This is a genomic window from Gordonia sp. McavH-238-E, from assembly GCF_022348225.1.
Lineage (GTDB): Bacteria > Actinomycetota > Actinomycetes > Mycobacteriales > Mycobacteriaceae > Gordonia > Gordonia terrae.
The window spans coordinates 44,434-67,369 of record NZ_JAKRFE010000001.1 but is presented as its reverse complement, the minus strand read 5'-3'; the positions used below and the strand labels follow the sequence as shown (position 1 = coordinate 67,369).

General features: G+C 68.2%; 19 protein-coding genes. 10 read left to right on the top strand and 9 right to left on the bottom strand.

All coding sequences use genetic code 11. The annotated features are described in order from the left end of the window. Positions 1-28 precede the first annotated feature (28 nt). From sufD to MHN80_RS00300, 3 genes are read right to left on the bottom strand one after another with little or no spacing between them, the layout of a single operon-like run. Positions 29-1,216, bottom strand: coding sequence for a Fe-S cluster assembly protein SufD (gene sufD, locus MHN80_RS00310; RefSeq protein ID WP_239398628.1), 1,188 nt, complete (start codon positions 1,214-1,216; stop codon positions 29-31). Continuing rightward, entirely contained in the window at positions 1,216-2,664 is a 1,449-nt protein-coding gene (gene sufB, locus MHN80_RS00305; protein ID WP_004021945.1) for a Fe-S cluster assembly protein SufB, read from the bottom strand. Before sufB ends, sufD begins: the two co-directional genes overlap by 1 nt. Continuing rightward, entirely contained in the window at positions 2,661-3,515 is an 855-nt protein-coding gene (locus MHN80_RS00300; RefSeq protein WP_239398627.1) for a metalloregulator ArsR/SmtB family transcription factor, read from the bottom strand. Before MHN80_RS00300 ends, sufB begins: the two co-directional genes overlap by 4 nt. Before the next feature lie 133 nt (positions 3,516-3,648). Between MHN80_RS00300 and mptB the strand changes: the two genes are divergently transcribed. The 4 genes from mptB (at position 3,649) to MHN80_RS00280 (ending at position 8,431) form a co-directional block, all read left to right on the top strand. Next, positions 3,649-5,481: a polyprenol phosphomannose-dependent alpha 1,6 mannosyltransferase MptB gene (mptB, locus tag MHN80_RS00295; protein WP_033203403.1), complete on the top strand. Its 1,833-nt coding sequence runs from the start codon at positions 3,649-3,651 to the stop codon at positions 5,479-5,481. A 66-nt stretch (positions 5,482-5,547) separates the two neighbouring features. Next, a complete protein-coding gene (locus MHN80_RS00290) occupies positions 5,548-6,579 on the top strand; it encodes an ABC transporter ATP-binding protein (protein WP_239398625.1) in 1,032 nt (343 codons plus the stop codon). Beyond that, the gene (locus MHN80_RS00285) at positions 6,576-7,391 is read left to right on the top strand and encodes an ABC transporter permease (protein ID WP_239398623.1); all 816 of its coding nucleotides are present in this window, start codon (positions 6,576-6,578) and stop codon (positions 7,389-7,391) included. Before MHN80_RS00290 ends, MHN80_RS00285 begins: the two co-directional genes overlap by 4 nt. Then, positions 7,388-8,431 carry a heme A synthase gene (locus tag MHN80_RS00280; RefSeq protein WP_239398621.1) on the top strand — a complete coding sequence of 348 codons (1,044 nt, stop codon included), beginning with the start codon at positions 7,388-7,390 and terminating at the stop codon, positions 8,429-8,431. Before MHN80_RS00285 ends, MHN80_RS00280 begins: the two co-directional genes overlap by 4 nt. 12 nt (positions 8,432-8,443) lie before the next feature. On the opposite strand, the gene MHN80_RS00275 is transcribed toward MHN80_RS00280, so the two are convergent. Beyond that, positions 8,444-8,830, bottom strand: a complete 387-nt coding sequence (locus MHN80_RS00275) for a hypothetical protein (RefSeq protein WP_004021951.1) — start codon at positions 8,828-8,830, stop codon at positions 8,444-8,446. Positions 8,831-8,862: 32 nt separating this feature from the next. Between MHN80_RS00275 and MHN80_RS00270 the strand changes: the two genes are divergently transcribed. Then, entirely contained in the window at positions 8,863-9,837 is a 975-nt protein-coding gene (locus MHN80_RS00270) for a quinone oxidoreductase (protein WP_239398619.1), read from the top strand. Between the two features lie 7 nt (positions 9,838-9,844). Here MHN80_RS00270 and MHN80_RS00265 read toward each other — a convergent pair whose 3' ends face one another. Further along, positions 9,845-10,840, bottom strand: coding sequence for a heme o synthase (locus tag MHN80_RS00265; RefSeq protein ID WP_086535445.1), 996 nt, complete (start codon positions 10,838-10,840; stop codon positions 9,845-9,847). A gap of 338 nt (positions 10,841-11,178) precedes the next feature. On the opposite strand from MHN80_RS00265, the gene tkt reads away from it, so the two are divergent. Genes tkt through pgl form a run of 5 tightly spaced genes read left to right on the top strand, consistent with a single transcriptional unit; the run spans position 11,179 to position 17,682 of the window. Beyond that, complete coding sequence (gene tkt / locus MHN80_RS00260; protein ID WP_004021954.1) at positions 11,179-13,257, top strand: transketolase; 2,079 nt, start codon at positions 11,179-11,181, stop codon at positions 13,255-13,257. 27 nt (positions 13,258-13,284) lie between these two features. Beyond that, positions 13,285-14,406: a transaldolase gene (tal, locus tag MHN80_RS00255; protein WP_239398617.1), complete on the top strand. Its 1,122-nt coding sequence runs from the start codon at positions 13,285-13,287 to the stop codon at positions 14,404-14,406. Positions 14,407-14,412: 6 nt separating this feature from the next. Beyond that, positions 14,413-15,966: a glucose-6-phosphate dehydrogenase gene (zwf, locus tag MHN80_RS00250; RefSeq protein ID WP_239398615.1), complete on the top strand. Its 1,554-nt coding sequence runs from the start codon at positions 14,413-14,415 to the stop codon at positions 15,964-15,966. Between the two features lie 49 nt (positions 15,967-16,015). Beyond that, a complete protein-coding gene (locus MHN80_RS00245) occupies positions 16,016-16,948 on the top strand; it encodes a glucose-6-phosphate dehydrogenase assembly protein OpcA (protein ID WP_239398613.1) in 933 nt (310 codons plus the stop codon). Further along, complete coding sequence (gene pgl, locus MHN80_RS00240; RefSeq protein ID WP_239398611.1) at positions 16,945-17,682, top strand: 6-phosphogluconolactonase; 738 nt, start codon at positions 16,945-16,947, stop codon at positions 17,680-17,682. Before MHN80_RS00245 ends, pgl begins: the two co-directional genes overlap by 4 nt. A gap of 8 nt (positions 17,683-17,690) precedes the next feature. Here the strand turns inward: pgl and ppc are convergent, their stop codons facing one another. From ppc to pgk, 4 genes are all read right to left on the bottom strand, one after another. Further along, on the bottom strand, positions 17,691-20,522 hold the full coding sequence (ppc, locus tag MHN80_RS00235; RefSeq protein WP_239398609.1) for a phosphoenolpyruvate carboxylase: 2,832 nt from the start codon (positions 20,520-20,522) through the stop codon (positions 17,691-17,693). A gap of 45 nt (positions 20,523-20,567) precedes the next feature. Next, a complete protein-coding gene (gene secG / locus MHN80_RS00230; RefSeq protein ID WP_010841002.1) occupies positions 20,568-20,804 on the bottom strand; it encodes a preprotein translocase subunit SecG in 237 nt (78 codons plus the stop codon). Between the two features lie 121 nt (positions 20,805-20,925). Next, positions 20,926-21,714, bottom strand: a complete 789-nt coding sequence (gene tpiA / locus MHN80_RS00225) for a triose-phosphate isomerase (RefSeq protein WP_064570776.1) — start codon at positions 21,712-21,714, stop codon at positions 20,926-20,928. A 3-nt stretch (positions 21,715-21,717) separates the two neighbouring features. Continuing rightward, the gene (pgk, locus tag MHN80_RS00220; RefSeq protein WP_239398607.1) at positions 21,718-22,929 is read right to left on the bottom strand and encodes a phosphoglycerate kinase; all 1,212 of its coding nucleotides are present in this window, start codon (positions 22,927-22,929) and stop codon (positions 21,718-21,720) included. Between the last annotated feature and the right edge of the window lie 7 nt (positions 22,930-22,936).

The window sequence follows — 22,936 nt, the reverse complement described above, 5'->3', positions numbered from 1 at the left end:
GGAAGTTCGTGTGGCTGATGTCCGGCGGTCAGGCGCCGGCGAGTTCGAGTTCTTGCTCGACCGCGGCGGACAGACGCTCGCGCAGTTCGGGCACACCGATCTTCGCGATCACCTCGCCGAAGAAGCCGCGGATGACCAGGCGGCGGGCCTGATCCTCCGGGATACCGCGGGCCTGCAGGTAGAACAGCTGCTCGTCGTCGAAACGTCCGGTGGCACTGGCGTGTCCGGCGCCGACGATCTCGCCGGTCTCGATCTCGAGGTTGGGCACCGAGTCGGCGCGCGCGTTGTCGGTGAGCACCAGGTTGCGGTTGAGCTCGAAGGTGTCGGTGCCCTCGGCCTCGGCGCGGATCAACACGTCACCGATCCACACGGTGTGGGCCTCGCGGGTCCGGTCACCCGAGACGTCGCCCTGTAGTGCGCCCTTGTAGACGACGTTGGAGCGGCAGTGCGGCTGGCTGTGATCGACGAGCAGGCGCTGCTCGAGATGCTGGCCCGCATCGGCGAAGTACAGACCCCACATCTCGACGTCGCCGCCGGGTGCGTCGTAGTGCACGATCGGCGACAGGCGAACCAGGTTGCCGCCGAAGCTGATCGCGAAGTGCCGGACCACGGAATCGCGACCCGCGCGCACGTGGTGTGTCGCGACATGGACGGCGTCGTCTGCCCAGTCGTGGATGTTCACGACGGTCAGGGCCGCGCTGTCGCCGACGACGAACTCGACGTTCTCCGCGTAAGTTCCACTGCCCCTCTGGTCGAGGACGACGACTGCGCGGGCGAACGCCTCGAGACGGACCTGGGTGTGGCCGAACCCGGTTTCGCCCTCACCGGGGCCGGTGACCGTGATGGTGACCGGGTCGGCGAGTTCGACCTCGCGGCCGACGGTCACCACGGTCGCCTGCGTGAACGACGAGTAGGCCTGCGCGGCGACACGATCGAACGGCACACCGCCATCGCCGAGTCGCTTGTCGTCGCGACCGACGGTCTCGACGGTCACACCGTCGGCAAGCCCGGTCACCTCCACGTTCGCCTCCGCGGTCCGTACCGCGGAACCGTCGTGCAGACCTCGGAGACGACGGAACGGGGTGAACCGCCAGGCCTCCTCGCGGGGACTCGGCACCTCGAAGGCGTTCACGTCGAACGAGGTGAACAGCTCCCCCTTGTTGACGACGGGCGCCTGGGAGCCGGGGGTGGACACGGGGAGTGTGGGATCGGCCATCAGCCGACAGCTCCTTCCATCTGGAGCTCGATCAGGCGGTTGAGCTCGAGCGCGTATTCCATGGGGAGTTCTTTGGCGATCGGTTCGACGAAGCCGCGAACGACCATGGCCATCGCCTCGTCCTCGGTCAGGCCACGACTCATCAGATAGAAGAGCTGATCGTCGCTGACCTTCGAGACGGTCGCCTCGTGACCCATCGTCACGTCGTCCTCGCGGATGTCGACGTAGGGGTAGGTGTCACTGCGGGAGATCGTGTCCACCAGCAGCGCATCACATTTCACCGTCGACCGGCTGCCGTGAGCACCGTTGTTGATCTTGATCAGGCCGCGGTAGGACGCGCGGCCACCGCCCCGCGCCACCGACTTGGAGACGATGTTGCTCGAGGTGTTCGGCGCCAGGTGGACCATCTTCGATCCGGTGTCCTGGTGCTGGCCGGGACCTGCGAACGCGACCGAGAGGACCTCGCCCTTGGCGTGCTCACCGGTCAGCCAGACCGCCGGGTACTTCATGGTGACCTTGGAGCCGATGTTGCCGTCGACCCACTCCATCGTGGCGCCGGCCTCGGCCTTGGCGCGCTTGGTCACCAGGTTGTAGACGTTGTTCGACCAGTTCTGGATGGTCGTGTAGCGGCAGCGGCCACCCTTCTTCACGATGATCTCGACGACCGCGGAGTGCAGCGAGTCGGTCTTGTAGATCGGCGCGGTACAACCCTCGACGTAGTGAACGTAGGCACCCTCGTCGACGATGATCAGCGTGCGCTCGAACTGGCCCATGTTCTCGGTGTTGATCCGGAAGTAGGCCTGCAGCGGGATGTCGACATGGACTCCCGGCGGCACGTAGATGAACGAACCGCCCGACCACACCGCGGTGTTGAGCGCGGAGAACTTGTTGTCACCGGCCGGGATGACGGTCCCGAAGTACTGCTGGAAGATCTCCGGGTGCTCCTTGAGCGCGGTGTCGGTGTCGAGGAAGATCACGCCCTGCTTCTCGAGGTCCTCGCGGATCGAGTGGTAGACGACCTCGGACTCGTACTGCGCCGCGACGCCGGAGACCAGACGCTGCTTCTCCGCCTCGGGGATGCCGAGCTTGTCGTAGGTGTTCTTGATGTCCTCGGGCAGGTCGTCCCACGTGGCGGCCTGCTTCTCGCTCGAGCGCACGAAGTACTTGATGTTGTCGAAGTCGATGCCCTCGAGCCCCGCGCCCCAGCCCGGCATCGGCTTCTTGTCGAAGATCTTGAGCGCCTTGAGGCGCTGCTCGAGCATCCACTCGGGCTCGCTCTTCTTCGACGAGATGTCGGCGACGACCGCCGGGGAGAGTCCGCGCTTGGCGCTCGCGCCCGCGACGTCGGAGTCGGCCCAGCCGTAGCCGTACTTGCCGAGGGCGGCGATCGTCTCCTCTTGCGAGAGGGGCGCCGCTGGGGTCGGGGTGGCCGGATCGGTGACAGTCATCGCGTGGCCTTTCGGGTTGTCGTGGCAGTCGGTGTCGGAGCAGGGGTCGCGCGGCGCGATACGGGCTGGGTATCGGAATCCGCGCCGGCCCCGGGCGGGTCGGGTCTGGCCTCGTGCGTCCCGCCCGGCGGCGGGTGGATCGGCACATGGGTGGTGCAGGCGCAGTCACCGTTGGCGATGGTCGCCAGACGCTGCACGTGCGTGCCGAGGAGTTCGGTGAAGACCGCGGTCTCCGCCTCACACAGCTCCGGGAACTCGGTGGCGACATGTGCCACCGGGCAGTGGTGCTGACAGATCTGCAGGCCGGTCCCGACCTGACGGGTGTTGGTGGAGTACCCGGCGCTGGTCAGCGCGTCGGCGATCTCCTCGACGGTGTCGGCCACCGTCACCGGGTTCGTGCTGGGACGCACATCGGCGACGATGCGTTCGACGCGCTCCCGGGCGAATTCGGCAACCGCATCGGAACCGCCGAGATCGCGGAGCTTGCGCATCGCCGCGCCGGCCAGGTCGTCGTACGCGTGCCGCATCTTGCCACGACCGGACGCCGTCAGCTGGAAGTATTTGGCGGGACGTCCGCGGCCGCGCTGGCCGAAGCCCGGCGAGGCGACCTCGATGTCGCCGGCGCCCTCGAGGGCGTCGAGGTGACGACGGACACCGGCCGCCGAGATCCCGAGACGTTCGCCGATGTCACCCGCGGTGAGCGGGCCGTCCTCGACCAGAAGGGTGACCACGGCCTCGCGTGTCTGACCGTCGTGGTGCGCGTCGGCACCACCGGCCGTTCCCGTGGCGCCCGTACCAGCGGATGGCACGGCGCCGACGCCGCCCGAAGGCAGCACAACATCGTTCCGCATGGTTTTCACAACACGAGTGTGACGTAATTGCTTCCCGCCTGCCAGCAAGGGTGCCCTTATCGCGGGGGGTCGTGAGGCCACCACGTCCGGCGATTACAGTCGTCGTGTGCCCGAAACCACAGCTCCGCGCCGCGTGCCGGACTACTTCGGACTCGTGTGGACCCGACTGCTCGGCGTGCTGACCTATCTCGGGCTGCGCAAACAGCGCCCCGCCGACGCCGTTCCCACCGACACCGATCGCGGCGACTACGGCAAGACCGTCGCCCGCCTCCACCACGACGACGAGCGCGAGGTCGGACCGCTCAACGCCGAGGAGACCCGCCGGCTGCGCCGTATCAAGCTGTTCGGCGCCACCGGTTCGGTCCTCATCCTCATCGGCGCCCTCGGTACCGGGGCGGTGCCCGTGCTGCAGAACCCGGTGGCCGGGATGCGGGTGCTGTCGCTGCCGTCGCGCATGTTCGGTACCGCCCTCGCACTGTCGATCGGCGGTGCGATCACGCTGGTCGTCGCGTGGCTGCTTCTCGGCCGGTTCGCGGTCGGCCGGTTCAGCGTCGAGGTCCGACACGGCCGGAGCCCGGAGCGCCGCATGAGCCGCCGCCAGGCCGACCGGACCCTCATGCTGTGGATCGCGCCGATCATCGTGGCGCCCCCACTGCTCAGCAAGGACATCTACTCCTACCTCGCGCAGAGCGCGATCGCGTTCCGCGGCATGGACCCCTATTCGGTGAGCCCCGTCCGCGGGCTCGGGGTCGACCACATCCTGACCAGGTCGGTCCCCAATCTGTGGCGGGACACCCCGGCGCCCTACGGTCCCTTTTTCCTGTGGATCGGCGAGGGCATCACCAAGGTCACCGGCGACAACATCACCGCCGCGATCTTCCTGCACCGCATCGTCGCGCTGATCGGTGTGGCCCTCATCGTCTGGGCACTCCCCCGGTTGGCACGCCGATGCGGGGTGTCCTCGGTGGCTGCACTCTGGCTCGGCGCGATGAATCCGCTGGTCATCCTTCATCTCGTCGGCGGTATCCACAACGAGGCCCTGATGCTCGGGCTGATGCTCGTCGGCCTCGAGTTGAGCTTCCGTGCGATCTACGGCGCCGAACGATTACGCCGACCCGGAACGCTCGTGCCCACCCGCGCGGGCTGGTTGCTCATCGCCGGGGGCGCGGTGCTCGCGGCGTCGGCGATGATCAAGGTCACCTCGATGCTCGCCCTCGGCTTCGTCGGCATCGCCCTGGCCATGCGTTGGGGCGCCACGCTGCCCGCCCTGCGGCATGCGCCGATCCGCGAGTGGTGGGGCCGGTCGCGCTGGTCGATCTACATGCTGAGTGCCTCCGCGGCGTTCTACGTGGTGGTCCTCGGCATCGTGATGATGGGCATCTCGCTGGGCACCGGACTCGGGTTCGGCTGGACCGGCACGCTGTCGACGGGCGAGATCGTCCGCTCGTGGATGTCGATGCCGACGCTGCTGTCGGTGACCACCGGACGGATCGGCGTGACCCTCGGTCTCGGCGAGCACACCCAGGCGATCCTCGAGGTGGCCCGACCGATCGGTCAGCTCGTCGCCGCACTGTTCATCGTCCGGTGGATGCTCGCCACCCTCGGCGGCCGGCTCCACCCGCTCGGCGCCCTCGGTGTGTCGATGGCCACAGTCGTGCTGTTCTTCCCGTTCGTCCAGGCCTGGTATCTCCTCTGGGCCGTCATCCCACTGGCCGCGTGGGCGACCGGCGCCTGGTTCCGGATCTCCACCATCGCCGCGTCGGCGATCATCGCCATCGTGGTGATGCCCACCAGTTCCAACACCAGCGGAGTGGTGCTGGCACAGGGACTTCTGGCAGGCGTGATCATGGTCGCGGTCCTCACCGCGCTGTTCTTCGAGGACCGCGCGCCCGGCCGCCGGCGTCGTCGTGACGAGGCCCCGACCGTCGACCGGGCACCCGCCGACCCGCCGTCGACACGACGTTGAGCACCTGCGTGGTGGGCCGGGTCACCGTTTTTCGTCCCTGGGCTCCGAGCGCCTAGTCTGACCTGTGTGCGAAGCACGACCTCTCGGCAGATCAGCGACGACGATCGGGTGAACGATCGTCGGCTCCGCGATCCCGGGTCATCATCCGGTGAGGTCGCCGCGGATCGGCCCGCGTCGGCCGGTCCCGCGGTCGAGATCAGCGGCCTGGTCAAACGCTTCGGCGACCGCACCGCCGTCGACCGGCTCGACCTCACCCTCCGTCGCGGCGAGATCCTGGCCCTGCTGGGGCCCAACGGTGCGGGCAAGACGACCACCGTCGAGATCTGCGAAGGATTCACCACGCCCGACGCCGGCACCGTCCGCGTCCTCGGACTCGACCCGGTCGCCGACAACGACGCGCTCCGGCGCCGCATCGGCGTCATGCTGCAGGGCGGCGGCGCCTACCCGGGTGCGCGTGCCGAGGAGATGCTGCGCCTCGTCGCGGCGTACGCGGCAGACCCCATCGACCCAGAGTTACTCCTCGACGCGCTCGGCCTGACCGAGGTGCGTCGCACCTCCTACCGCCGTCTGTCCGGCGGCCAACAGCAGCGCCTCGCGCTGGCCTGCGCGGTCGTCAATCGGCCCGAACTGGTCTTCCTCGACGAGCCGACCGCCGGCCTCGACGCCCACGCCCGACTCGTCGTGTGGGAGCTCATCGACCGCCTGCGGGCCGACGGTGCGTCGGTGCTGCTGACCACGCACCTGATGGACGAGGCGGAAGAACTCGCCGACCACGTCGCGATCATCGACCACGGGCGGGTCGTCGCCGACGGCACACCCGCCGACCTCACCAGCACCGGCGCGGAGAACGAACTGCGTTTCACCGCACCGCGTGGTCTCGATCTGTCGATGCTGGTCCTGGCGCTGCCGGAGGATTACCACTGCACCGAGGCCACCCCCGGTTCGTATCTCGTGATCGGTCCGATGACGCCGCAGGTGCTGGCCACCGTGACGGCGTGGTGCGCGAAGATCAATGTCCTCGCCACCGATCTCCGGGTCGAGACCCGCAGCCTCGAAGACGTGTTCCTCGACCTCACCGGACGGGCCCTACGACCGTGACCTCCTCCGTTCCCACCGACGCGCAGCGTTCCGGCACATTCCCCGACGGCCTGTTCCGCCCGGCCCCACGCCCGGCCTCCCTCCCCGCGATGATCGCCGCGCAATCCACCCTCGAACTCAAGCTCCTGCTCCGCAACGGCGAGCAACTGCTGCTCACGATGTTCATCCCGATCACGCTGCTCATCGGGTTGTGCCTGCTGCCGATCGACACCGGCTTCGGGGACGGTCCGGCAGAGCGGGCGGCGATGTTCGTCCCGGCGATCCTGACCGTCGCCGTGATGTCGACCGCGTTCACCGGACAGGCCATCGCCGTGGGCTTCGACCGTCGCTACGGCGCCCTCAAACGCCTTGGCGCCACGCCGATCCCGCGCTGGGGGATCATCGTGGGCAAATCGATCGCCGTGCTCCTGGTGGTCGCGTTGCAGTCGGTGATCCTGGGCGCGATCGGTGCCGCGTTCGGATGGCGCCCGAGTCCCGTCGGCCTGCTCATCGGCGCGGTGGTCCTGGCGGTCGGCACCGCGTGCTTCGCGGCGCTCGGCTTGTTGCTCGGCGGCACGCTCAAAGCGGAAGTCGTCCTGGCGCTCGCGAACCTGTTGTGGTTCGCGTTCATCGGCCTCGGCAGCCTGGTCGTCGTCGACTCCAACATCCCCGACGCCGTGCACTGGATCGCGCGGTGCATCCCGTCGGGGGCCCTGAGCGAGGCACTCGAGATGGCCTCCGAGGGTTCGTTCGACGCCTTCGGGGTGGGTGTCTTGCTGGTGTGGGCCGCAGTGGCCGGCACCTTGGCCGTGAGGTGGTTCCGATTCCGATGACATCCGATACTTCGAACGCACCGGCCGGGTCCCGGTCCGGCGCGCGACCCACGTCCACCGACGACGCACCGCGCCCGCTGACCGGTCCGTGGCGGTTCGTCCCCGGCTTCGGCCGGCCGACAGCCCGATTCGTACACCGTTGGGCCATCGCGCTGCTGATCTCGAACGTGGGCATCGTCGCAACCGGCGGCGCCGTACGCCTCACCGGCTCGGGACTGGGTTGTCCGACCTGGCCACGGTGCACCGACGAGTCGTTCGTGCCGCACGGTGAACTGGGTCTGCACGGCGCGATCGAGTTCGGCAACCGCCTCCTCACCTTCGTGTTGGTCGTCATCGCGATCGCGACCTGGGTGGCGGTCCTGCGCCTCGCCGGGTCCGCACGACGCGACAAGTGGCTGGTCACGCTGATCGCGCTCGGCATCCCCTTCCAGGGTGTCATCGGCGGCATCACGGTGCTCACGCAGCTCAACCCGTGGGTCGTCGCGCTGCACTTCCTGCTCTCCATGGCCTTGGTGTCCGCGTCCACCGTCCTGGTCTTCCGGATGCGCCCGTATCCGACTCCCGCCGCGCCGGACTCGCCCGACCCCGACGCCCCGCCGACCGCGACCCGCCGCCTCGGCATCTATCTCGCCTGGCTCGTCTACGTCGTCACCTGGGCGGCGATCTACCTCGGCACGGTGGTGACCGGCTCCGGCCCCCACGCCGGCGACGCCGACGCCCCGCGCAACGGTCTGGACCCGGGCAATGCGACACAGTTGCACGCTGATGCCGTCTTCGCTCTCGTCGGGCTGGCAATCGCCGCACTCGTCTACGCGCGCGTCTTCGCGCGTCCGCAGCAGCGGTCGGCCGTGGTGTTCATGCTGCTGCTGCTGCTGCAGGGTCTGATCGGGTTCGTCCAGTTCGCCACCGACCTGCCGATCGCGCTCGTCATCGCGCACATGTTCGGCAGCGCGGTCCTGCTCATCGGAGCCACCTGGCAGCTCCTGGTCGCGCGAGACACGGGCACGAAAAAGGCAGACCCGCTGCGCGAGTCTGCCTGATCGACGCCGACCTCAGAGAATGGCGCGGTTGCGTGCGCGCGGGAACCGCTTCTGCCGCGCGACCCAACCGGCCATCTTGCGGTAGTGCGACGTCGACACCGTCGTCTCCGACGTGAGGTCACGATCCCATTCGGCGATCTCGAGACCGTCGACCGCGTCGACCACTGCCTGCGCCGTGGCGAGGTCGGGAACGACCCGGTCACCGAGGATGCCGTTCGCGTCGCCGACCAGCGTGATACGCACGCCGGCGTCGCCGATCGCCTGGAGGACGACCTTCGCGCTTCCACCCTCGCGTGCGACGAACTTGCGTACCGAGGCGACGACCTCGGTGGGTGCCTCGACCTTCTGCTGCGTGCTCGAGTTCTCGTCGGCGGTGGTGTTCGTCATGGGGGTCAGCATACCGGGACGATTTCGGCGTGTAGAACGGTGTCGTGCGAGCTATCCAGGTGACCCGCCACGGCGGACCCGACGTCCTGACCTTCGGCAGCGTCGACGACCCCATCCCCGCTCCCGACGAGGTGATCGTCCGGACCGCCGCGGTGGGCGTCAACTTCATCGACACGTATCTGCGCCGCGGCCTGTATCCCTCGACGCCGCCCTACATTCTCGGCACCGAGGGTGCCGGCGTCGTCGTCGCGACCGGCTCGGAGGTGACCTCGCTGCAGGAGGGGCAACGCGTGGCGTGGTGCGCGGCGCCCGGTTCCTATGCCGAGCTCGTCGCGGTCCCGGCGTCGAAGGCAGTGCGGGTGCCCGACGCGGTCGACGACGCGGTGGCCGGCTCGTCGCTGCTGCGCGGCCTCACCGCGCACTACCTCCTGGACGGGAGTGCTCGTCCACAGGCCGGCGATCCGATTCTCGTGCACGCCGGTGGCGGCGGTGTCGGACTGATCCTCACCCAGCTCGCCAAGCGTCGCGGACTGACGGTCATCACGACGGTGTCGTCCGACGAGAAGGAAGAACTCTCCCGGGCGGCGGGCGCCGACCACGTCCTGCGCTACGGCGACGACCTCAGCTCCCGGGTGCGTGAACTGACCGACGGGCGCGGCGTGCCGGTGGTCTACGACGGTGTCGGCGCCGACACCTTCGAGCAGTCGTTGGCGTCGACGGCGATCCGGGGGATCGTCGTGTTGTTCGGGGCGGCGAGCGGTCCGGTGCCCCCGTTCGATCTCCAGCGGCTCAACCCGGCGGGATCACTGTCGGTGACCCGGCCGACGCTGGCCCACTTCACCGACACGGCCGAGGAACTCGACTGGCGAGCCGGTGAGTACTTCGAGGCGATCGTCGACGGCGGCGTGGAGGTGCGCGTCGGTCAGCGGTACCGACTGGCCGACGCGGCGGTCGCGCACGCCGACCTGGAGGCTCGCGTCACGACAGGCACCACGGTGCTGCTGCCGGCCGGGGTGTGAGCCGGACTCAGAAGTACGACGAGATGGTCTGCAGTCCGACGACCGCGTCGATCGCGAGTCCGCAGAACACGATGGCGAGGTACTCGTTGGACTGCAGGAACACCTTCAGCGGAGCGACCTCGGCACCACGCTTGGTGTCGCGGTAGAGCTTGTGCACGCGCTCCAGGAACCAGCCACCGGCAGCCAGGGCGATCACGGTGTAGATCCAGCTGGTCGCCGGGATGAGCAGGAGCGAGCTCACCACGGTGAGCCACGTGTAGATCAGCATCTGCCGGGTGACGCGTTCCTCGGTCGCGATGACCGGGAGCATCGGCACGCCGGCGGCCTTGTAGTCCTCCTTGTAGCGCATCGCGAGCGCCCAGGTGTGCGGCGGCGTCCAGAAGAAGATGACGGCGAAGAGCACGATCGGCTGCCAGCTCAGCGAGCCGGTGACCGCGGCCCAGCCGACCAGGGTCGGCATGCATCCGGCGGCACCGCCCCAGACCACGTTCTGCCAGGTGCGGCGCTTGAGGATGAGCGTGTAGACGCCGACGTAGAAGAGGATCGTCGCCGAGACGAGCAACGCCGAGAGCAGATTGGCGGCGAAGTACAGCACCGCGAACGACGCCGCCCACAGGAGGAGTCCGAAGATGAGGGCGCTGCGGGTCGCGACGGCACGACGCGCCAGCGGACGCCGGGCGGTGCGCTTCATCTTCTTGTCGATGTCCGCGTCGGCCACCATGTTGAGTGTGTTGGCACTCCCGGCTCCGAGCCAGCCGCCGATCAGCGTGAAAGCGATGACCGCGATGTCGACGTGGCCCCGGTCGGCCTGCAGCATGACCGGGATCGTCGCGACGAGAAGCAACTCGATGACACGCGGCTTGGTCAGTGCGATGTAGGCGAGCACCGTCGCACGCACGCGCCCGGCCCACGACTGATCGGCCGGCGCGACCGGATCGGTCGATACCTGCGGATTCGATGCGGTGTCGGTCGAGTGAGATGCGGCGGAACTGTCCCCGCTCACACGCTCCCCTATCCTCACGAACACTCCTCGTCCGCCCGCACAGACGCCCGCGGGCTACTACAGAGCATGGTAGACGTTTGCCTTTGCGAACCGTGAATCGAGGCGGGGCGACGGCGCGAGCGGGCCCACGACCGGCGACGACACCCGAACTCGCCGGTAACCATCGGTCGCCGCGCAGCGTGTCCCCCGCGCCGATTACTCTGGACTCGTACGCGCCGACGATCGTCGGTTGCCCGAATACGGATAGCCCAGTACCGATCGCCCCGAGTACCGATCACCCAGTACAAGACGGACCGAGTACGAATCGCACCGAGCAGGCACAGGAGACAATCAGCATCGTGGCCGACACAGACGAGATCCGCGCATTGACCACCCCCCGTCACCCGGACGACTGGACCGACCTCGACACCCGCGCCGTCGACACCGCCCGGATCCTGGCGGCCGACGCAGTGCAGAAGTGCGGAAGCGGCCACCCCGGCACCGCGATGAGCCTCGCGCCGCTCGCCTACACCTTGTTCCAGCGGGTGATGCGTCACGACCCGACCGACACCGACTGGGCCGGCCGCGACCGCTTCGTGCTCTCGTGTGGACATTCGAGCCTCACGCTCTACATCCAGCTCTATCTCGGTGGGTTCGGGCTCGAACTCTCCGACATCGAGGCGCTGCGGACCTGGGACTCCCTCACACCCGGTCACCCCGAGTTCCGCCACACGCGGGGCGTCGAGATCACCACCGGACCGCTGGGCCAGGGTCTGGCCTCGTCGGTCGGTATGGCGATGGCCGCCCGTCGCGAACGCGGCCTCTTCGACCCCGACGCCGCGCCCGGCAAGAGCCCGTTCGACCACTACATCTACGTCATCGCCTCGGACGGCGACATCGAAGAAGGCGTGACATCGGAGGCCAGCTCGCTGGCCGGCACCCAGCAGCTCGGCAACCTGATCGTGTTCTACGACCAGAACCAGATCTCGATCGAGGACGATACCGACATCGCGCTCTCGGAAGATGTCGCCAAGCGCTACGAGGCCTACGGGTGGCATGTGCAGACCGTGGAGGGCGGCGAGGACGTCGTCGCCATCGAGGCGGCGATCAAGGCAGCCCAGGAGGTCATCGACCGGCCGTCGATCATCTGTCTGCGCACGATCATCGGCTACCCCGCGCCGAACATGATGAACACCGGCATGGCGCACGGCGCGGCCCTCGGCGAAGACGAGGTCGCGGCGACGAAGAAGGTCCTCGGGTTCGACCCGGAGAAGAACTTCGAGGTCACCGACGAGGTGATCGGCCACACCCGCAAGCTGGTCGACCGCGGCGCGGAGGAGCGCACGGCGTGGACGTCGTCGTTCGACGCCTGGGCGGAGAAGAACCCCGACGCGAAGAAGCTGTTCGACCGGCTCACCGCCCACGAACTGCCCGAGGGCTGGACCGATGTGCTGCCCAGCTGGAACGTGGGCGACAAGGACGTCGCGACCCGCAGCGCGTCGGGCAAGGTCCTCGGCGCCCTCGCGCCCGTGCTGCCCGAGCTGTGGGGCGGCTCGGCCGACCTCGCCGGCTCGAACAACACCACGATGGACGGCGAGCCGTCGTTCGGACCGACGTCGATCAGCACCAAGAAGTGGTCGGCGAACCCGTACGGCCGCACCCTGCACTTCGGCGTCCGTGAGCACGCGATGGGATCGATCCTGTCGGGCATCGCCCTGCACGGTCCGACCCGCGCCTACGGCGGCACCTTCCTGCAGTTCGCCGACTACATGCGTCCCGCGGTCCGCCTCGCGGCACTGATGGAGATCGACCCGATCTACGTCTGGACCCACGACTCGATCGGTCTGGGCGAGGACGGCCCGACCCACCAGCCGATCGAGCACCTGGCCGCGCTGCGGGCGATCCCGAATCTCGACGTCGTGCGTCCCGCCGATGCCAACGAGACCGCCTACGCGTGGCAGCACCTGCTGACCCGCCGCAACCACCCGGTCGGCCTGGCGCTCACCCGCCAGAACATCCCGATCCTCGAGGGCACCTCCGCGCAGGGAGTCGCCAACGGCGGATACGTCCTGAGCGACTCCGAGGGCGACCCCCACGTCGTGCTCATCGGCACCGGCTCCGAGGTCCACCTGGCCGTCGATGCGCAGAAGGCGCTGGCGGAGAAGGGAATCAAGGCGCGCGTCGTCTCGATGCCGTGTGTCGAGTGGTTCGACGAGCAGCCGCAGGGCTACCGCGACCACGTGTTGCCGCCGTCGGTTCCGCGCGTGGCGGTCGAAGCCGGCATCGCCATGCCCTGGTACCGCATCGTCGGCGCCGGTGGCGAGATCGTCTCGATCGAGCACTTCGGGGCCTCCGCCGACTACAAGGTGCTGTTCACCAAGTTCGGCATCACCGCCGAGGCCGTGACCGCGGCCGCCGAGCGCGCCGTCGCAGGCTGAGTGCCCACAACCCAAGAGGAGAGAATCGTGACCCAGAACGAGAAGCTCGCCGAACTGTCCGCCGCCGGAGTCTCGGTGTGGCTGGACGACCTGTCCCGGGACCTGATCAGCTCAGGCGATCTCGCGGACCTCATCGCGACCAAGTCGGTCGTCGGGGTGACCACCAACCCGTCGATCTTCCAGGCCGCGCTCTCGAAGGGCAATGCCTACGACGACCAGGTCAACGAACTGGCCGCACGGGGCGCCGACGTCGACGCGACCATCCGGACGGTCACCACCGACGACGTGCGCAACGCCTGTGACGTCCTCGCCCCGACCTTCGAGTCGACCGATGGCGTCGACGGACGCGTGTCGATCGAGGTCGATCCCCGCCTGGCCCACGACACCGACGCGACGGTGGCACAGGCCGTCGAACTGTGGAAGATCGTCGACCGGCCGAACCTGCTCATCAAGATCCCGGCCACCGAGGCGGGGCTCCCCGCGATCAGCAAGGTCATCGCCGAGGGCATCAGCGTGAACGTCACGCTGATCTTCTCGGTCGAGCGCTACGAGAAGGTCATCGAGGCATACCTCGACGGACTCGACGCCGCGGCCCAGGCCGGTCATGACCTCTCGCGCATCCACTCGGTCGCATCGTTCTTCGTGTCTCGGGTCGACACCGAGATCGACAAGCGGCTCGACGCCATCGGCACCCCGGAGGCCGTCGAGCTGAAGGGCAAGGCGGCACTGGCCAACGCGCGCCTCGCATACTCGGCGTACCAGCAGGTCTTCGAGGTCGAATCCCGCTTCCCCGACCTGCTCGCCAAGGGCGCCCGGCCGCAGCGCGCCCTGTGGGCGTCGACGGGTGTGAAGAACCCCGACTACCCGGACACCCTCTACGTGAGCGAGCTCGTCGCACCCAACACGGTCAACACGATGCCGGGCAAGACGATGGACGCCTTCGCCGACCACGGCTGGGTCAACACCGACTCCATCATCGGTCTCGCCGCGGAGTCGCAGGAGATCTTCGACAAGATCGCCGCGATCGGTGTCGACGTCGTCGACGTCTTCAAGGTTCTCGAGGACGAGGGCGTCAGCAAGTTCGAAGACGCCTGGAACGACCTGCTCAGCGCGACCGCCGAACAACTGTCCGCGGCGAACAAGGGCTGAACCCAGGTGGCGGGAGGCGAGGACTCAACCGGGACCGGTCCGTGGACCAACCCGCTCCGTGACCCCCAGGACAAGAGGCTGCCGCGCATCGCGGGACCGTGCAGCCTGGTCATCTTCGGGGTCACCGGCGATCTGGCACGCAAGAAGTTGATGCCTGCGGTCTACGACCTCGCCAACCGGGGCCTCCTGCCACCCTCGTTCGCCCTGGTCGGTTTCGCCCGGCGCGACTGGACCGACGAGGACTTCAGCGCCGTCGTCCACGACGCCGTCCGCGACCACGCGCGAACCGGATTCCGCGAAGAGGTGTGGGAGCGGCTCGCCGAGGGATTCCGGTTCGTGCAAGGCGCTTTCGACGACGACGCCGCCTTCGACAGGCTGCGCGACACGCTCAAGTCACTCGACGCCGAACGCGGGACCGACGGCAATCATGCGTTCTACCTGTCGATCCCGCCCAAGGCGTTCCCCGAGGTCTGCGAGCAGCTCGAGCGCAGCGGGCTCGCCGCCCCGACCGGCGACAGCTGGCGGCGGGTGGTGATCGAGAAGCCGTTCGGTCACGACCTCGAGTCCGCCCGCGAGCTGAACGCGATCGTCAACAACGTCTTCCCGGAGTCGTCGGTGTTCCGGATCGACCACTACCTGGGCAAGGAGACCGTCCAGAACATCCTGGCCCTGCGGTTCGCCAATCAGCTGTTCGACCCGCTGTGGAGTTCGCACTACATCGACCACGTCCAGATCACCATGGCCGAGGACATCGGCCTCGGCGGTCGGGCCGGGTACTACGACGGCATCGGCGCGGCCCGCGACGTCATCCAGAACCACCTGCTCCAGCTGATGGCCCTGATCGCGATGGAGGAGCCGATCTCCTTCGAGCCCAAGCAGTTACAGGCCGAGAAGATCAAGGTCCTCGCCGCGACACGCAACGCCATGCCGATCGACGAGAACACCGCCCGCGGCCAGTACGGCCCCGGTTGGCAGGGCAGCGAGAAGGTGCCGGGCCTCAAGGAGGAGGAGGGTTTCGCGAAGGACTCGACCACCGAGACCTTCGCCGCCATCGCCCTGGAAGTCGACTCCCGCCGCTGGGCGGGCGTGCCGTTCTACCTGCGCACCGGCAAACGGCTGGGGCGGCGGGTCACCGAGATCGCGCTCGTCTTCAAACGCGCGCCGCACCTGCCGTTCGACCAGACCATGACCGAGGAGCTCAGTCAGAACGCGCTGGTGATCCGGGTCCAGCCGGATGAGGGCATCACCCTTCGCTTCGGCTCCAAGGTCCCCGGGTCGAGCATGGAGGTCCGGGACGTCAACATGGACTTCAGCTACGGCACCGCCTTCACCGAGGCCTCCCCGGAGGCCTACGAGCGGCTCATCCTGGACGTCCTGCTGGGTGAACCCTCGCTGTTCCCCGTGAACGAAGAGGTCGAGTTGTCCTGGCGCATCCTCGATCCGGTGCTCGAACACTGGGCCGCGTCGGGGTCGCCCGACACCTACGAGTCCGGGACGTGGGGTCCGCGTTCGGCCGACGAGATGATGGCCCGGACCGGTCGCGCGTGGCGCCGACCGTGACGAGAAGTCCACACGCCCTCACCGACCGTTCCGTTCAGGAGGCCTCCCGATGATCGTCGAACTGCCCGACACGTCGACCGGAAAGGTCGCGAAGAAGATCATCGAGGTGCGCGCCGCGGGTGGCGCACTGAGCCTCGGGCGCGTCCTCACCCTGGTCGTGTGCGTCGAACTCGGCGAACCGATGGAAGGTGCCATCGAGGCCGCGGTGGGCGCCAGCCGCGAACATCCCAGCCGCGTGATCGTCGTGTATCGCGGTGTGCGCGAGGGAGACTCTCGGCTCGACGCGCAGATCCGCGTGGGTGGGGATGCCGGGGCCTCGGAGGTGGTGGTGCTGTCGCTTCAGGGTGAGCTCGCCGACCACCCGGACAGTGTCGTGACCCCGTTCCTCCTCCCCGACACCCCCGTCGTCACCTGGTGGCCCGGAAAAGGTCCCGAGCGGCCCGCCGACGATCCACTCGGCAAGCTCGGACACCGGCGCATCGTCGACGCCGGCAAGGCCGACGACTCGGTCGCGGTACTCGCCAAGCGGCTCGCGACCTACTCCCCCGGCGACACCGACCTCGCCTGGACGCACGTCACGCACTGGCGCGCGATCCTCGCCTCCGCATTCGACCGTCCGCCGCACACCCCGGTCACCGAGGTCCAGGTGACGGGCGCGCAGAACTCGCCGTCGGTGGATCTCCTCGCCGGGTGGTTGCGGTCGACCCTGCGGGTTCCGACGCGACGACGCCGCGGCAGTTTCGAGATCCGGCTCCTCCGTGACGACGGCCCGACCATCCTCGCGGTGGACGAGGAGAACAACGCGGTGCTCTCGATGCCGGGCAAACCCGACGGACGCGTGGCGATGGGCCGACGCGAACTGCCCGCCTGTATCGCCGAAGAATTACGACGACTCGACACCGACGAGGTGTATGTCGAGGCACTCAAGGGAGTGCCCGAGGTCGAGTTCGCAGACGACGCCGAAGGAGTTGCCGCCCGATGACCACCGAGACCCTCGTCTTCGATTCCAAGCAGGAACTGGTCGAGACCGCCGCCACCCGGTTCGTGGACCTCGTCACCCGCGCCCAGGCCGAACGCGGCGTCGCCAGCGTCGTGCTGACCGGTGGCAGCAACGGTATCGGGATCCTCACGGCACTGGCCGCCGACAGCGGCACCATCGACTGGTCCAAGGTCGACATCTACTGGGGCGACGACCGATTCGTCCCCGCCGACGATCCGGAACGCAACTCCGGTCAGGCACGCGAGGCACTCCTCGACAAGGTGCCCGTCGACCCGTCGCGGGTGTTCCCGATGGCACCGTCCGACGGTCCGCTCGGCGACGACATCGAGGCGGCCGCCGCCGACTACGCCGCGATCCTCGCCGGGCGGTCGAGCGACGGCGTGGCACCCGAGTTCGACCTCCACCTGCTCGGCATGGGTGGTGAGGGGCACATCAACTCATTGTTCCCGCACACCGCCGCGACCGCGGAGACCACGAAGTCGGTTGTCGCCGTCGAGGATTCACCGAAGCCGCCGCCCCGCCGGCTCACCCTGACCCTGCCCGTGGTGAACCGCTCGCGGCAGGTGTGGTTCCTCGTCGCCGGGGCCGACAAGTCCGAGGCCGTCGGCGCCGCCCATCGCGGCGCGGATTCGGCCGACTGGCCCGCCGCGGGCGCCCGCGGCACCGAGGAGACGATCTGGTTCCTCGATGACGCGGCCGCCGCCGAACTGACCTGATTCCCCGGCTAGCCCGAGTTCCGTAGCGCGGTCGCGAGACCGTTCATGGTGAGCTGGATTCCGCGTCGGACGATGGGGGTGTCCTCCCCCGCCCGGAAGCGACGGAGCAACTCGACCTGCAGCAGGTTCAGCGGTTCGAGGTAGGGGAACCTGTTGTACACCGACCGCTTGAGGGCGGCGTTGTCGTGGAGCAGGTCGTCGGTGCCGGTGATCTTCGCGCACATCGCTATCGTGCGTTCGTGTTCGGCGACGATCATGCCGAACACCTTGTCGCGCAACTCCTCGTCGGGAACGAGCTGTGCATACCGGTGTGCCAACCCCATGTCCGACTTCGCCAGCACCTGCGCCATGTTCGACATGACGGTCCGGAAGAACGGCCACTTCTCGTAGTACCGCCGCAGCGTCTCGAGACGTTCGGGATCGTCGCCGACCCACTCCTCGAAGGCCGAGCCCGTCCCGTACCAACCCGGCAGCATCACACGGGATTGCGTCCACGACAGGACCCACGGGATCGCGCGTAGATCGGAGATCTTCTCGGTCTGCTTGCGCGACGCCGGACGGCTGCCGATGTTGAGCGCGCCGATCTCCGACAGCGGCGTCGAGGTGGTGAAGTACTCGACGAAACCCGGTGTCTCGTGCACCAGGCGGCTGTAGGCGGCGCGGGCCTTCGCCGCGATGTCGTCCATGATCTCGTAGGCCGAGTCGGATTCGTCACCGAGGCCCTCGGTGTCCAGGAGCGAGGACTCGATGGTCGCGGCGAGCAGGGTCTCGAGATTGCGCCGCGCCGCGACCGGCTCGGCGTATTTCGCGGCGATGATCTCACCCTGCTCGGTGATGCGCAGCGAGCCCTGGACCGCGCCCGGCGGTTGGGCCAGGATGGCGTCGTAGCTGGGACCGCCGCCACGGCCGACGGTGCCCCCGCGTCCGTGGAACAGCCGCAACCGAATCCCCGACTGCGAGGCCGCGTCGACCAGATCGAGTTCGGCACGGTAGAGCGCCCAGTTGGCGGCCATGTAGCCGCCGTCCTTGTTGGAATCGGAATAACCGAGCATGATCTCTTGGATCCCGTTCTGGGAGTCCACCATCGCTCGGTAGAACGGGACGTCGAGGACCGCGAGCAGCGTCTGCGCACCCTGCTGGAGATCCTCGATGGTCTCGAAGAGCGGGACCACACGGACCGTACAGCGCGGTGATCCGCCATCGGGGTCGTAGAGGCCGGCCTCCTTGAGGAGGATCAGCGCCTCGAGCATGTCACTCACCGAGGTGCACATGCTGATGATGTAGTTGGGCACCGCCGCCGGCCCGAAGGTCGCAACCGCTCTGGCGGCCGCCCGGACTATACCGAGCTCCTTGGTCGCGAGCTCGCTGAGTTCGGCGTCGGGGCTGGTCAACGGACGACGCGCGCTCAGCTCGGCCGAGAGGATCTCCACCCGCGCGGACTCCTCGAGCGACGCGTAGTCCGGATGCACCCCCGCCCACGCGAGCAGCTCGGCGACCACTTCCTCGTGCGTGTCGGAGTTCTGCCGCATGTCCAGCCCGGACAGGTGAAAGCCGAAGGTGCGCACGGCTTCCCGGAGTGCGAGCAGCCGATCGTCGGCGATCGGGTCGTCGTTGTTGGCGCGGAGTGCGCCGTCGATCACATCGAGGTCGGCGAGCAGTTCGGCCGCGTCGCCGTACGGTTGCCGTCCATCGATCAGATTCTCCTCGCTCGAGGTGAGGAAGTCGCCGTCGAACATGTCCCGCGCGGTCGCCAGCAGACGGGAGCGGATGGCGCGCAGAGCGAGTCGGAAGGGTTCGTCGGCCCCCGGATCGTCGGCGTCGGCCCCGGCGAGGTCGAACAGGGTGTCCGTGGCGTCGATCAGTCGCGCCGACATGCTCAGTTCCTGTGCGAGACTCTCGAGTTCGGACAGGTGGTGTCCGACGGCGGCCTGCGCCGCGAGGGTCGTGGCCAGGGTCACCACGTCGGAGTTCACGAACGGATTGCCGTCGCGGTCGCCGCCGATCCACGACCCCATCCGGATCATCGGATCGTCGGCGAGCCCGGCATCGGGGTATGTCGAGCGCAGCGCGGCGCGCACCGCGGTGTTGATCGCCGGCACGACCTCGAAGAACGACGCGTCGTAATACCGCAGACCCGAACGGATCTCGTCCTGGATGGTGAGACGTTCGAGGCGGATGAGGGCGGTCTGCCAGAGCGTCAGGATCTGACGCCGGATGGACTCGGTGACCTCCGCGTCCTCGTCCGGCATCAGCTCGGTGCGGCCGCGGAATCGCATCAGCTCGGTGATGCGGTTCTGGGCCTCGAAGACGGTGCGGCGGCGAGTCTCGGTGGGGTGTGCGGTGATGACCGGGATCACCGCGGCGTCGGTCAGGGCTCGACCGACCTCGTCGTCGCCGAGACCGGCATCGGCGAGTTTGCGGTAGGTGGCGGCGAGACTACTGTCCTGGGGCGGATCGCCGGCTCGGACGTGAATGGCCCGGCGCCGCTCGCGGTGGATGTCCTCGGCCAGATTGGCCAGCAACGCGAAGTGACTGAACGCCCGGATGACCGGGACGGCAGTGGAGACGTCGAGATCGACGAACATGTCGGCGAGCTCGGTCCGGTCGATCTCGTTGCGGCGCACGCGGAACGCGGCCACACGGGCGGATTCGACGAGATCGAACACGTCGCGTCCCGAATGTTCTCGGACGACGTCGCCGAGGATTCCGCCGAGGAGGCGAATGTCCTCGCGCAGCGGTTCGGTGAGTGCCCGGCCCTCGTCGTCGACGACGATGTGGTCGACGATGGAGATGGATGGGCGCCAGTCCGGGACTCCCCGTGCGGGGGCGGTTTCACTCATGCCGTCAAGTATCCCGGGACAGCCCGGGCGCGGCATCCCGAGATGCTATCCGGACAGTTTGATGTCGACGCCCACGCCGACGATGAAGATCACCCAGATGAGTCCGACGAAGATGGTCAGCCGGTCGAGGTTGCGTTCGACGACGCTCGAGCCCGACAGGCTGGACTGGACACCGCCGCCGAACAGCGACGACAGACCGCCACCCTTGCCGCGGTGCAGCAGGATGAGCACGATCAGCAACACGCTGGTCACGATCAATCCGATGTCGAGTGCACCTTGCACAGTCACGAGTCGCAACGCCCTTCCGTAAAGCCCCTACATACAGCTGTGTCAGGCCGGCCCGATCGACGAAGTGAATCGACTCGAGGCCAACCTGCCACAGTGTACGCGTGGGTATGACCCGTCAGGGCAAGGGGCCACCCGCGGCGATCGCCGACAGCGTCGCGAACTCGTCGGACTTCAACGATGCGCCGCCGACCAGAGCGCCGTCGACGTCCGGACGTCCGACGAGGTCGCCGACGTTCTTCGCGTTGACCGATCCGCCATAGAGGATGCGCACCGACGCCGCGGTCTCGGCGTCGGCGATCTCCACCAGCGCCTCGCGAATGGCCTTGCAGACCTCCTGGGCGTCGTCCGCGCCGGCCACGCGGCCGGTGCCGATCGCCCAGACCGGCTCGTAGGCGATGACGGTCTTGGCGATCTCGGCCGCGGACAGACCGGCGAGCGAGCCCTTGAGCTGCGCCACGTTGTAGGCCACGTGCTCCCCGGCCTCGCGGACGTCGAGTCCCTCTCCGATACAGACGATCGGGGTGAGGTCGTGCTTGAGGGCCGCCTTGGTCTTGGCGAGCACGATCTCGTCGGTCTCGCCGTGCAGCGTGCGACGCTCCGAGTGTCCGACGACCACGAACGTGCAGCCCAGCTTGGCGAGGAACGCTCCGCTGATCTCGCCGGTGTAGGCGCCCGAGTCGTGCTGTGACAGGTCCTGCGCTCCGTAGGTGAGCAGGAGCTTGTCACCGTCGACGACGGTCTGCACGCTGCGGATGTCGGTGAACGGCGGGATCACCGTGACGTCGACCTTGTCGAAGTACTTCGCCGGAAGGGCGAAGGCGATCTTCTGAACCAGCGCGATGGCCTCGAGGTGGTTGAGGTTCATCTTCCAGTTGCCCGCGATGAGCGGTTTACGAGTTGCCATGGTTCAGCTCTCCAGAACCTTCAGTCCGGGGAGTTCCTTGCCCTCGAGGTACTCCAGCGATGCGCCACCTCCGGTGGAGATGTGCGAGAAATCGGAGTCGGGCAGACCCAGGGTGCGCACCGCGGCCGCCGAGTCGCCGCCGCCGACCACGGTGAACGCGCCGTTTCCGGTCGCGCCCGCGATGGCCTCGGCCACACCACGGGTACCGGCCGAGAACTTCTCGAACTCGAACACGCCCGACGGGCCGTTCCAGAAGATGGTCTTGGCACCCGAGAGGACCGCGGCGAATCGCTTCACCGACTCCGGTCCGACGTCCAGACCCATCCAGCCGTCGGGAATGGCGTCGGAGGCCACCGTGTCCGACTCGGCGTCAGCGGCGAACTTGTCGGCCACCACGACGTCGACGGGCAGGTGGATCACGTCGCCGAACCGCTCCAGCAGGCTCTTGCAGACATCGATCTGATCTTCCTGCAGGAGCGACGTACCGACCGAATGGCCCTGTGCGGCAAGGAATGTGAACGCCATGCCGCCGCCGATGACCAGCGTGTCCACCTTGGGAGCCAAGGCCTCGATGACCCCGAGCTTGTCCGAGACCTTCGACCCGCCGAGGACGACCGCGTAGGGACGGGTCACCTCGTCGGTGAGCTTCGACAGGACGTCGACCTCCGCGGCCACCAGCTCCCCCGCGTAGTGCGGGAGCAGCTTGGCGACGTCGTAGACCGACGCCTGCTTGCGGTGCACCACCCCGAAACCGTCGGAGACGAACGCGCCGTCGTCGCCGACGAGCTCGACGAGCGCCTTGGCGAGCTTCTCGCGTTCGGCGTCGTCCTTGGAGGTCTCCCGCGGATCGAAGCGGATGTTCTCCAGGAGCAGGACGTCACCGTCGGTGAGACCCTCCGCACGGGCGAGCGCGTCGGTTCCGACGACATCACCGGCCAGCTGCACGTTGCGGCCGAGTTCCTCGCCGAGACGGGCGGCGACCGGCGCCAGCGAGAACGCCGGATCCGGCTCACCCTTCGGACGACCCAGGTGCGCGGTGATGATCACCTTGGCACCGGCGTCGATGAGTGCGTTGAGCGTCGGCAGGGACGCGAGGATGCGACCCGGATCGGTGATCGTCGACCCGTCGAGCGGGACGTTGAAATCCGACCGGACCAGCACACCCCTGCCCGAAACACCTTCGTCCAGAAGGTCTTTCAGAGTGGGAACACCCATGAGGCGT

Bases quoted from the DNA above. Each gene is read 5' to 3' on its own strand.
- pgl (WP_239398611.1), top strand. From the start codon at position 16,945: ATGACCACCGAGACCCTCGTCTTCGATTCCAAGCAGGAACTGGTCGAG.
- MHN80_RS00245 (WP_239398613.1), top strand. From the start codon at position 16,016: ATGATCGTCGAACTGCCCGACACGTCGACCGGAAAGGTCGCGAAGAAG.
- sufB (WP_004021945.1), bottom strand. From the start codon at position 2,664: ATGACTGTCACCGATCCGGCCACCCCGACCCCAGCGGCGCCCCTCTCG.
- MHN80_RS00300 (WP_239398627.1), bottom strand. From the start codon at position 3,515: ATGCGGAACGATGTTGTGCTGCCTTCGGGCGGCGTCGGCGCCGTGCCA.
- MHN80_RS00275 (WP_004021951.1), bottom strand. From the start codon at position 8,830: ATGCTGACCCCCATGACGAACACCACCGCCGACGAGAACTCGAGCACG.
- tpiA (WP_064570776.1), bottom strand. From the start codon at position 21,714: ATGGCAACTCGTAAACCGCTCATCGCGGGCAACTGGAAGATGAACCTC.
- pgk (WP_239398607.1), bottom strand. From the start codon at position 22,929: ATGGGTGTTCCCACTCTGAAAGACCTTCTGGACGAAGGTGTTTCGGGC.
- ppc (WP_239398609.1), bottom strand. From the start codon at position 20,522: ATGAGTGAAACCGCCCCCGCACGGGGAGTCCCGGACTGGCGCCCATCC.
- MHN80_RS00280 (WP_239398621.1), top strand. From the start codon at position 7,388: ATGACATCCGATACTTCGAACGCACCGGCCGGGTCCCGGTCCGGCGCG.
- sufD (WP_239398628.1), bottom strand. From the start codon at position 1,216: ATGGCCGATCCCACACTCCCCGTGTCCACCCCCGGCTCCCAGGCGCCC.